This is a genomic window from Pedobacter sp. W3I1, from assembly GCF_030816015.1.
Taxonomy (GTDB): Bacteria; Bacteroidota; Bacteroidia; order Sphingobacteriales; family Sphingobacteriaceae; genus Pedobacter.
Window position 1 is genome coordinate 5,783,756 of record NZ_JAUSXN010000001.1, and the last position, 11,440, is coordinate 5,795,195.

Here is an 11,440-nt window from a genome sequence, read left to right on the forward strand (position 1 = left end):
CCTGCAAAGCTTTTTTATAGAATGATGCGGGGTTCAACGTAACCACATGGTTCTCAACAAGAAAAAATGTTACCGTAGATAAAACTTTTTGAGCGAAAGGGTGTTTCAGGCTGCCTATTCCCTCAGACTTCCCGGGTTTTCCCTGCGCCATGCCGTTTAAAACCCCGGAAGTCCCTGCCAATTAAACCCGATTGGAATGAAAAGCCCACAGCGTATGCGAGGACTTGTAATGAAAAGCGGGAACAAACCTATATAGTAGCACCCAAACTGCTTTGCTAAAAAAACAAAAGCACCCTAAATATACAGTGTAGGAACACTCTATGGACTGAATAGAAGTTCTCCAACCCCTTAGGCCTTTTTAAACTTCGGAAGGTCTCCCACGCAATTGGCAACTATCATATCGAATTTTGAACAATAATTAATACTTTTATGCCTTTATTAAACCATTGCAATAAATGAAGTTGATGCTCAAACTATACCTTTCTCTGCTATTTATATGCATAGCAGAAATCGGTTATGCGCAAAATTATAAAAACGAGCTTGTTATTATCACTGAGAACGATGCTTATATCGATATTACCAGCGACCGTTATTATACAAACGGTGCTTTTATTAAATATAGGCATGCCCTGAATGGAGAGAATTTAAAAGCAGGGAGAAGCAAAGAGATTATCGGTTTTGAGCTTGGCCAGAAAATATATAACCCTTATTACAGCTTTGTACCAAACCCCGCCCTACACGACCGCCCTTTTTCAGCATATCTTTACGGCGAAGCAAATTATAGCCGTTTTTATACCAACAAACAAATGCTAAAGGTTTCGGCACAAATTGGACTTACCGGAAAAGACGCTTTAGGCGAAGAGTTTCAAAAAGCATTTCATAAACTGGTTGGCCAAAACCAGATTGAAGGATGGGAATACGGTTTAAATAGCGAACCAACATTGAACTTGGGGGCAGAGTATAATAAACTTTTAGTGAGTACAAATAATAAAATATTCGATATTACGGGAACAACTTCGGCAGCTCTTGGTAATGTGATTACCAAAGCTAACCTTGGCGCGATGTTTCGTTTTGGCAGATTTAATGATATGGATGGCTCCTCGGCTTTTAACAGCCTGGTAAGCAATAACCATACGAACAAAGCGCAGCGCAAATACGAACTTTTCCTTTCGGTTAGCCCTCAGTTACATGCCGTTGCTTTCGATTCGAGTTTGCAAGGCGGATTATTTTTGAACGATAAAGGGCCAATCACCTTTAAGCCTAAACCGATTGTTTTTACCACTCAGGTAGGTTTAACTTTCGCCATTGCACGCTGGACAGCCAATTATACTGCTACCTTTACTTCGAACGAAGTTAAAAACAGTGCTACTGGTTACCGTTATGCCTTTTATAGTCTTGCTTACCGTTTTAGTAAAAGCTAATGAAAAAACAATTACTCTCTTTTATTCTTGCTATTACAGGCTGCACATTTGCTAAGGCTCAAATTGCTCCGGAAAATCATTCGATTATTCTTAAACCCATATTTGGCACACATATCAATAATGATCAGGGACACTTGTTTCAGGATCAGATTACAGGATTTGATGCTGCTTACTTTAAGGATATCAGCCAGAACAGTGATAAATGGATCGGGTTTAGTGGTGCTAAATCTTACGGGATTGGATTTGTTTTTAGAAATCTGAGCAAACTGAAAGGAACGCAAGATACCTCAGCCAATGCCTTTGGACAGGTATATGGCTTAGTGGCACAGATGGATTTTCAAATATTCAAAGTTGGAAAAACTAAATTTAACTTCACCCCGGGTGTAGGTTTAGGCTATACGAATAAATACTATTATAACAACACCAAAAATAGATTTCTGGGAAGCCCGATTAACGAAACCATTAAAGCAGATTTAGGAATGGAACTGCCCATGAGTAAATACACCGATTTATTAGTAGGTTTCGGTTTTCTGCATGTATCCAACGGAGGGGCCACTGTTCCGAATGGGGGATTGAATACCGGAAATATTTATATCGGACTTAAGCTTAATAATCAGAAAACATTAACAGCTGAGCGAAAAAGCACCTATACCACTTTACAACGCAATTCAATTGAGCTTAGTGCAGGTTTAGGCGCAAGGGGGGTATTTGCCAACAGAACAAAAAGTTTATACAAAAGCGGATTATATGCAGGTTACAATTTTTACCTGAACGATGTAATATCGCTTAAGGCAGGTGCGGATGCCGTTTACTATTACACTGTATTTGACCCTAATAATTATGGGGAAACCTTCCAGAATTACGGCACTTCTTATGATAAATGGCGTACCGGGATCAGTATTGGCGCTGACATCAACTTGTGGCGGGTAACTGTTGCGGCACAGATTGGGAAATATATCCACTATAATAGATTAATGGAAAAAGCAACCTGGTACTGGACATTCGGGCCTACTTTTAATATTACGCCGCACATTGGCTTACAGGCCAAAACCTATATGCATTTTGCACAGGCCGACTATGTAAACTGGGGAGTAGTGTACCGGTTTTAATATTGGCCGGTACTCAACAACACTAAAGTACAAGCTTCAACGGGCTCAATATCATGCTGATCCAATAATTTTTCTAGCTCGTAATTTTCTGTCCCGGGATTAAAAATTACGCGTTTGGGTTTGGTAGCCAGAATATAATCGTGGTATTGTGGTTGCAGCGCGGGGCCAATATACAAGGTTATGGTATCAATATCGTGGTGGATTTCGCCAGGTTTTTCAATTTCTACGCCTGCAACCTCTCCTTTTTTTATGCCCACGTTAACAATTTCGTGATTGAAACGTTTGAGCATATTGGCTGCTTTATAGGAATATCTGGAAGGATCTGGCGAAGCGCCAATAATCAAAGTCTTTTTCATAATGTGATAACACAGATTTAGAGATTACAAAGATTAAAATTTTGATAGCAATGCGATTTGGCCTGAGTGATAAGCATGATGTTGTGCCAAACCACTTACGAGTTCGACGTTGGTTACACCTGTACCTGAAGCAGGATTTCGCTCACTCTTTACTTCATCATCCCATTGGTTATTTTTCATGGTTTCGCACAGACGGATGAGTTCTTCGTTTGCAATCTTAAAATCAAAGATGATGCGTTCCCAGGCCTGTGGTGTTCTCGCTTCTGGTTCGGGCCAATCGCCTCTTGTAGGCTCAGCAGATGGCTTACCAGTCAATCTTGAGGTAACTTCTTCTGTCCACGCGGTTAAATGCAGCGCAATTTCGGCAATAGAATGCGCACCCGGCACTAAATGGCTAAACGCAATTTCAGGGTTAACATTATTTAGGGTTTGCATAACATGGTTGCCATGCCAGGCATCACCATTAAATGCTTTTTTAATTTCATTCGTGATATTAAACATACCAAAACAACAATTTGGGCAATATAAAGTTTGTTAAGACGCCTTTAATATTGCATTTGCACAGTTAATTCCATCTATTGCGGCCGATACAATTCCACCCGCATAACCCGCACCTTCTGCGCAAGGATACAAACCCTTTACCTGAGGATGTTGATAAGTCTCTTTATCTCTCGGAATTCTGACCGGAGAGGAAGTTCTGCTCTCTACCCCAACCAAAATGGCTTCATTAGTATAATAACCTCTGATTTTTTTACCAAATAAAGGTAATGCTGCGCGCAAACTATCTGATACAAAATCGGGTAAAATATTATCCAGCATCGAACTTTTGGTACCAGGCAGATAAGAGTTCTTTGGCAGATCAATGGACAATTTATTGTTCACAAAATCAACCATCCGCTGTGCAGGCGCTACTAAGTTACCGCCTCCGGCCTCAAAGGCAGCTTTTTCAATTTCCGACTGGAAATGTAACATCCTCAATGGATCGTAGCCCTGAACATCATTTAAGGTAACCTGAACCACTGTCCCAGAATTAGCATAAGGATTATTTCGCTTAGAAGGCGACCAACCATTTACCACGATTTCATTTTCGCCAGTGGAACAAGGCGCAATAATACCTCCGGGGCACATGCAAAAAGAAAACACCCCACGAGTACCCACCTGTTCCACCAAACTGTAGTACGCGGGAGGTAAAAACTCCGATCTGATATCGCAATGATACTGGGCTGAATCAATAATTTCCTGAGGATGCTCAATCCGCACGCCCAAGGCAAATGGTTTTGCCTCAATCAGGATATTTTTACTGTTCAATAATTCGTACACATCTCTTGCGGAATGACCTGTTGCCAAGATAATATCATCTGCGAACAATTTTTCTTCGAAATTGATCTCAATTCCTTTTACTTTTCCAAATTCGATTAAAATATCAGTCATTCGGCTATCGAACATCACTTCGCCCCCGGCATTTAGGATCGTATCTTTAATGGAAGTGATAATATGTGGAAGTTTATTCGTGCCAATATGTGGACGGGCATCGATAGCAATATCAGCTTCTGCACCATGATTTACAAAAACCTGGAGCACCTTATTAATATCGCCCCGTTTATTGGATCGGGTATACAGTTTACCATCCGAATAGGTTCCTGCGCCGCCTTCGCCATAACAATAATTAGATTCGGTATTCACTAAACCCTGCTTATTTATGGCGGCCAAATCTCTCCGGCGTTGCTTTACATCTTTACCACGTTCTATTATAATGGGCTTTAGTCCATTTTCGATACATTGTAAGGCTGCGAATAACCCAGCCGGGCCAGCACCAATAATAATTACAGGTTTAGCATTGCTTACATTTTTATAGTTAATAGTGTATACTTCGGGAATGGCTTCTTCATCCACAAACACTTTTACCTGAAGCCGGAAGATCACTTTTCTCGAGCGGGCATCTATCGATCGCTTCAGGATTTCATAGCCCTTAATTCTTGATTCGGGTAATTTTAAGGTTTCAGCCAGCTTCTGATTAATCACCTCTGTTTGCTCTACCTCATGCGGGAGCAGTGTAATTTCGATGTCTTTTTGCATATCATGTCGGGTTTTTATCCCGAACGCTACAAAGATAAACATCTGAAAAAGATTTACAGCATCTGCTAAACTAGTGCATTGAAATTCACCATCAGCCCTTATTACCCATTTCTTAATCAGTTTTCGTGTTTTACCTGCAGGTTGAAAATTTCAACTTCTCCGTAGGCATCACAAGATTCTCCTTCTACTTTTTTATTGCCTTTGCAAGAAGATTGCACATACGCACCGGCTTTGAAATAAGCATTACTGTAACTTCCTTCGAAAGTATATTTTAATTCATCATTATAATAACAGGCCGTTTTATTGTTGGCCACTACAAATTTAACGGTAAACCTGGTACCTAAAATATAATTTGCATCTAAAGTAACCCGATCAGCCCCATTGGCCGATATCAATAGCTTTGAACCTTCTAACCGAAAAAAGATTACATATTTATCGGCATCATGAATTTGTCCGATTACGATATGCTTTCTCACTTCCGGAAGATGCACCACACGCTGATCGATCGTTAAGCTGTGTTTTCCTTCTGATGATGACCAGGCAGCTGGCGTTTTACCATCATTGAGCATTTCCCTTAATTCTGATCGGGAAAAATTAGAACCACTAGTCGTTTCTCCACCTACCGTAGCCTTAAAACTTACTGCATCTTTATTTTTATTCAGAAAGAAATAATTCTGATCACTGTAGTGATTAAGTTCGGGCTGCTTAATTTCGTCGGGATTGCCATTGTGCGCTGTATTTACCGGCAGCGTAAGTTTCCAGTTTTCTAAATTCAATACCTCGCCGGGAACAGTTTCATTACTTTTGACCTTTTGCGCCCAGGAAAAACCATTAATAAAGAATAGGATCAGGAAAATGAATATCGATTTTATTTTCATTGCTTAAAGATTAGCGATTAAGGTTGGCGCCCAGATAATTTTTATTTCGGGTATTATTTTTTATTGTATCATTGGTTTTCATCGTAAAATCATTTACTGAAGCATGGGCAAAATCAGGATCGATGTTATAGATTTGTTTCCCCATTACTTTACCGTAAGTAGAACTTACTTTTCCGGATTGATAAAAATTGCAATAATTTACATTCAGGTCATCAGCAAGGTATTCTTCAAATTTAATGCTGCTCCCGCCCTGACCAGATTTATAAAATATACTGTTAAAAATAGTTGCACGCTGTACGCCGATTAAACGTACTGCCGCACCTTTCTCGCGGTTATCTACATTATTAAAACTACATTGATTGATGGTTAGAAACGGGCCCAGGGTACTTTCATCGTTTCCGCCACGGTATAAATTAATTGCACTACCTAAAATATTGCTGAATACGCAATTTTCGATCAGCATATGCTCTGCATTATAAATGCCTTTATCTTCCTTTTCTGCAGAAAAATCGATTGCTGTTCCCGAAATATTATCGAAAAGTGTGTTTTTGATGATGATGCTATCGGCAAAGGTACTTTTAGTGGCTTTAATGGCACTAAATGTGCTTTCGCTAAAGTTATAAAACCGGCAGTTGGATATATTAAGGTTATAATGTTTATTCATTGGTTTAGTGGTACTTTTAATGCCCGCCTGCACATCGCCAAAACTTTCGAAAGTACCTGAAAAGGCAAGACCATCAACCCATAGTTTACCTCCATTTTCTATCGTAATAAAAGCAGCTAAAGGATCTGTTGCTGCATTTACAAGGACAGGTTTTTCCTTTAGCCCCTTCGCTGCCATTAGCACCAATTCTTTTTTAATGATGATTTCTTCTTTAACTTTATAATTGCCTGATTGGCTAAATAAGATGGTATCGCCATTTTGAAGTCCGGCCAACAATTGGTTGATGCTTTCTGCGTCGGCAGGTTTTATGCTTACTTTTCTATTTTTTAAGGTTCTAGCTGCAGCATTTGGCTTAAACCAGGAAGCGCCTGCATTTTTCTTTTCGGCCCATTTAATTTCGGTTTGCGCTATGCCAAAAGTTTTATTACTTATTGGTATACCGATTCCATTAATGGTTTTATTTTTAACTTTTACAGATTCAAATCCTTGTGGAGGATTTAATTTATTTGTAGTGCTTACGGCATTGCCGCTAAAAACCAAACCTGCTTGCCGGTTATAATCAGTATAAACAGCATCTGCTGTTGTAACTACTAAATTGTGTTTAAACTGAACATTTTCTGGAGCTAAAGTACGTTCGGCATCTTTACCTGTTCCGAAATCGATATGATCGCAATCAATAAAGGTATTGTGGTAAATGGTGGCATCTTTTACCTGATAATAACGGTTTATGGCTGAATTGGGTACACCGTTCATTACCGCCAGTGCTGCTCTGAAAGCAGAACCTTTTAAATCTTTAAAAACATTGTCAAAAACTTTATGCCCCGGATTAATGATTCTTACCCCGCCAGTAAAGGATTTGCCGTTGCCTAAAAAAAGATTCCCGTTTACTACATTTTTACTGCCATGGCGTAATACTACACTTCCTTCGCATTCGTAAAAGGTATTGCTGCTCACTTCGTTTTCGCCGGATTTGATGGAAACAATTTCCACTTCTCCATTACAATGCTCGAAATAATTATCCTTAATCATCGTACGCGAGGCCGTTAAAGAATAACGTGAAACGCCAATGCGCATGGTTTCGCCTCCATTTGAGCCTAGCCGCTGCCGCCCGTTAAAATAATTATGGTCTATGCTGTGGTAGTTTTCCTGACTTCTTTCGTCATTGAGCTCTACAATCAGGGTTGGCCCGGCATTCATTTTATTGCCGATGGTACAGTGATCAATACGGTTATGTTTGCCCACAAAGCACAATCCAATTATCAGTCTTAAAACGATCGGCCTGAGAAAAATCCTCTATTACAAAATCGGTTATCCTGCAGTGATTGGCCAGTGCATTGGTACCTGTTTTAAAAACAATAAGATCACCTTCAGGACTGTATCCATCTTTAAAATGCAGTCCTGATATTTCCAGGTAATTGCCAGAGATTTTTAGGTTTGATGCACCACTTATAATTACGCCTCCTGGGGTTTGCGCCTTTATCCTGATTGGTTTTTGGGCTGTCCCTTGTGCACTTAATTTTAAGGTAACATCTTTCCAAACACCGTTGGCTATGGTAATCACGTCGCCAGGCTTTGCTTTCGAAAGTGACTGTTCGAGTTCCCTTTTATCTTTTACCAGCTGTGCAAAGGCATTTACACTGAAGCAGGAAAGAAGTAATAAAATAACCAATCTCATAACATTATTTTTGAACATAAATATCAAACTTGATGGTTGATGTACCTGCAGTAGAAGTTGCTTCTTTTACCCTGATCAATGCATTTTTGTAGGTGCTGGCACCAACATCCGGAATTCGGGCATAAATAAGGTAAGCCGTTGTGGTATTAAATATGCCTGTAGTTGCCGCAGCAGTAGCATCAAACCTCGAAGAGCTGCTTGCTGGTGCCGCAATGTTGTTCATTGTTAAAAAGAAATTATCATCTATGGCATCAATATTATTGGCGTTAAACTGTGCATACACATTATCTATACCTGCGGAAGCGCCTGGTACTAAAACCCTGAATCTTGTAGCCCTTAATGCGCCGGCGTTGGCAATTGTCCACGATGTGCCATTACACTTAAAGTTTGTTGCCACACTTCCAGTATTTGTTGGACTGTAAAATGCTGGTCCTGTACTGGTGCCATAAAATAAAAAGGCCATAGTTGCCTCGCTTGCATTTAAATTGCAATTACCCAAAGTAGTCCCGGTTTCAGAAAAGAAAATGGTGTTAGTAGCAGTCGTTTGTGCATTCATTACCACATCACGGTACAGCGTACTGGCATAATTTACATTAAGCGGCAGGGTTAATTCTGACTGTACATCATCAAGATCTACCCCAACAATTTTTAAATTGGCTGCCCGTTTACGATAGGTATAATTATAACTCAGGTTATAATTTAAGCTCGAGTTTAAATTTGAAAGGCTCGATATGAGTGAAAAAGCACCCTGATAATCATCATAAATATCGATTCGTTTAAGCCCGGTTACGGATGTAATATTTCCTGATACCGTGGTAACAGCACTTAAATTTGGCGTAATATTGGTTGGGAAACCCACAAATTTTGGTTTGAACAAAGTAACATCAACCGGCATGGCGATAATCTGTTCGGTAGTTTGGTTGTAAATATCCTTAGCCACCACTTTAATATGCTGAGATGCCCTGCGATAGGTGTAGGCATAATTTAAGGCATATTGTTTTACCGCATTTAAGCCTGTAATGCTGTTCACCAATACATAGGTACTTTCGGTTTGGTAATCGTCGAAAATATCTACCTGAGCCAATCCATAATCGGAGCTAATGTTCGCTGTTATCGCTGTTTTGCCACCATTCAGATCAGCTGTGATTTTTGCCGGTAAATCTTTTAACTGTGGGAAAGCGGGATCAAAGTAAGTGATTTTAACAAAACCTTCAATTGTACTGTTATCATCCTGTTTGGCTAATATTTTAACGCCAAGGGCTTTGCTCATGTTGTTTAACGGAAATGAAGCCGTAGGGATGATTAAACTATAGGTTGATGCATTGTTTGGTGAGGCCACCGAAATAAGCGAATCGGTAGCATTACTTCTTACCAGATAAGAGTATATATAACGGATGCCTCCACTCAAAGTAATATTCGCCGTTACATCTGTATGGGTACTAAAGGTTTTGGTTGCCCTGTTGAAAGTATAATCTTTGGCGCTAAAAGTACCTACATTTTCAATCTCGTTTTTTTTGCAGGATGTTAACACGGTAATTATTGCAAAAAAATAGCATATGGGTTTTAATAACGTTCTCATCATTTAATTTTTATACATTAATAACCAGGATTCTGTGGAATTACGATCTCATTATTTACATCAATTTCCCGCTGAGGGATGGGTAAAAGCATTTTCTGCTCAGTAACATTTGCACCCAATGCATCAGCCGTACCTCTTTTATATTTGGTATAGAAAAGCGCATAATCAAGCACATAGTGATTTTTGATGGTGGCAACAAGCACATTGTTCCGCACCAGATCGAAGAAACGCTGATTTTCGAAAGCCAGCTCTAACCGACGCTCGTTTAACAAAGCGGTTTGAAAAGATGTGGCATCGCTAATTGCCCCGGTACCAGAAGCCGGATACAAATAGAAACCGGTATTAAATGTTCCACTAACATAATTTACTGCTCCGGCACGTTGCCTGATCTGGTTGATGATGGTTACAGCAGTTCCTGTAGCACCATCAAAACCCGTAGCCTCTGCCTTCATCAATAAAATATCGGCATAACGTAAAACGGGAAAATCATTTTCAGCATCACTTTTATACAGTTCGGCAGAAATAAATTTGTTGTTGTAAAACGGGGTTGATGTTGTACCGTAAGAAGCAATGTTTACTGTTTTCCTACTATCTATCGCATTGTTTCCAGAAGGTGTTTTAAAAGCACTGATCAGATCAACCTGCGAAGGGCAGTTGTACCAGCTCCCATCGCCTGGAACTATGGCATCGCCACTTCCTGATGGCGCATAAAAATTTGCCATGGGGTTGCCAAGGCCAACCAGTCCAGCTTTATAACGCACTGCAAAAAGAATTTCTTTATTCATTTCGTTGTTAATGCTGAATACTCTTGAATAAGTACTTTCCAAACCATAACCACTGTTGGTGATTATATCGTTTAACAGGGCAAGTGCCTCCGTTTTCTGATTGAGTGTTAAATATACTTTGGCCAGCAGACCCTCGGTGGCCCAAACATTGGCACGGCCAAGCTCGGCTGAGGCAATAGCTCCATAGGCAGTTCTGCTGAACTGGTTTTTTGCGCCCAAAAGATCTGCTAAAATGAGCTGGTAGGTGGCGGGTACCGAAGAGCGGTTAATCTGTTTCGCCTCCGACGGAATTACGGGTTCGGTAAGGATAAACATACCACCAAATAACCTTACCAGATTAAAGTAATGGTACGCACGTAGGTATAAAGCCTGCCCGATCAACTGTGTTTTTTGAGCCGCTGTTACCTTTGCAGTTGCTTCGCTATAAATTAACTGGCCATTGTTATAACTTACGCCTAAACTTTTAAGCACATAGTTAATGTTGCGGATGTTTTTGTAAACGCTTAAATAGTAATTGTAAATCTGAGGGTTCTGCGCACTCAGCGTGTAAAGGTTCAGATCATTAAAATCGTCGTTAATGCTCGATGCACTTGTGGGCGCATGTTGCACCACATTATCGCTCCGCAATTCGGTAAGCATCCATTCGTAGTTTAATGGCTCCTGCAAACCGTTATAACAACCATTAAGTGCCGAATTTACTTCAGTATAATTTCGATAATAGTTGTTTACGGTAACGTTAGACTGAGGTTCAACGTCGATGAGTTTCTTGCAGGATACGAGCCCTGTTAAAAAAACCGCAGCAAACAAATAACAAAGTTTATGCCCTGGTTGGTGTTTAATTTTATGATACCATATATTATTGATTAAAATAACTGTTGTTATCATATGGTTATATTT

Annotated in this window: 10 protein-coding genes; 2 read left to right on the forward strand and 8 right to left on the reverse strand. The window is 39.9% G+C overall.

Annotated features, from left to right (window positions below; genetic code table 11):
- Nucleotides 1-464 precede the first annotated feature (464 nt).
- Nucleotides 465-1,421 (forward strand): lipid A deacylase LpxR family protein, encoded by a 957-nt coding sequence (locus QF042_RS23555; protein ID WP_307532600.1) that lies wholly within the window; start codon nucleotides 465-467, stop codon nucleotides 1,419-1,421.
- A complete protein-coding gene (locus QF042_RS23560) occupies nucleotides 1,421-2,530 on the forward strand; it encodes an acyloxyacyl hydrolase (protein ID WP_307532601.1) in 1,110 nt (369 codons plus the stop codon). The genes QF042_RS23555 and QF042_RS23560 overlap by 1 nt, the downstream gene beginning before the upstream one ends.
- Here QF042_RS23560 and QF042_RS23565 read toward each other — a convergent pair.
- From QF042_RS23565 to QF042_RS23600, 8 genes are all read right to left on the reverse strand, one after another.
- Nucleotides 2,527-2,886, reverse strand: coding sequence for a CoA-binding protein (locus QF042_RS23565; RefSeq protein ID WP_307532602.1), 360 nt, complete (start codon nucleotides 2,884-2,886; stop codon nucleotides 2,527-2,529). The two genes, QF042_RS23560 and QF042_RS23565, sit on opposite strands and share 4 nt — an antisense overlap.
- Before the next feature lie 33 nt (nucleotides 2,887-2,919).
- Nucleotides 2,920-3,387 carry a DinB family protein gene (locus QF042_RS23570; protein WP_307532603.1) on the reverse strand — a complete coding sequence of 156 codons (468 nt, stop codon included), beginning with the start codon at nucleotides 3,385-3,387 and terminating at the stop codon, nucleotides 2,920-2,922.
- Nucleotides 3,388-3,420: 33 nt separating this feature from the next.
- Entirely contained in the window at nucleotides 3,421-4,962 is a 1,542-nt protein-coding gene (locus tag QF042_RS23575) for an NAD(P)/FAD-dependent oxidoreductase (RefSeq protein WP_307532604.1), read from the reverse strand.
- A gap of 116 nt (nucleotides 4,963-5,078) precedes the next feature.
- Nucleotides 5,079-5,840 carry a polysaccharide lyase family 7 protein gene (locus QF042_RS23580; RefSeq protein WP_307532605.1) on the reverse strand — a complete coding sequence of 254 codons (762 nt, stop codon included), beginning with the start codon at nucleotides 5,838-5,840 and terminating at the stop codon, nucleotides 5,079-5,081.
- Nucleotides 5,841-5,850: 10 nt separating this feature from the next.
- The gene (locus tag QF042_RS23585; RefSeq protein WP_307532606.1) at nucleotides 5,851-7,746 is read right to left on the reverse strand and encodes a polysaccharide lyase 6 family protein; all 1,896 of its coding nucleotides are present in this window, start codon (nucleotides 7,744-7,746) and stop codon (nucleotides 5,851-5,853) included.
- Entirely contained in the window at nucleotides 7,733-8,179 is a 447-nt protein-coding gene (locus QF042_RS23590; RefSeq protein WP_307532607.1) for a chondroitinase-B domain-containing protein, read from the reverse strand. Before QF042_RS23590 ends, QF042_RS23585 begins: the two co-directional genes overlap by 14 nt.
- A 4-nt stretch (nucleotides 8,180-8,183) precedes the next feature.
- Nucleotides 8,184-9,761 carry a hypothetical protein gene (locus QF042_RS23595; RefSeq protein WP_307532608.1) on the reverse strand — a complete coding sequence of 526 codons (1,578 nt, stop codon included), beginning with the start codon at nucleotides 9,759-9,761 and terminating at the stop codon, nucleotides 8,184-8,186.
- A gap of 14 nt (nucleotides 9,762-9,775) precedes the next feature.
- Complete coding sequence (locus QF042_RS23600; protein ID WP_307532609.1) at nucleotides 9,776-11,428, reverse strand: RagB/SusD family nutrient uptake outer membrane protein; 1,653 nt, start codon at nucleotides 11,426-11,428, stop codon at nucleotides 9,776-9,778.
- Between the last annotated feature and the right edge of the window lie 12 nt (nucleotides 11,429-11,440).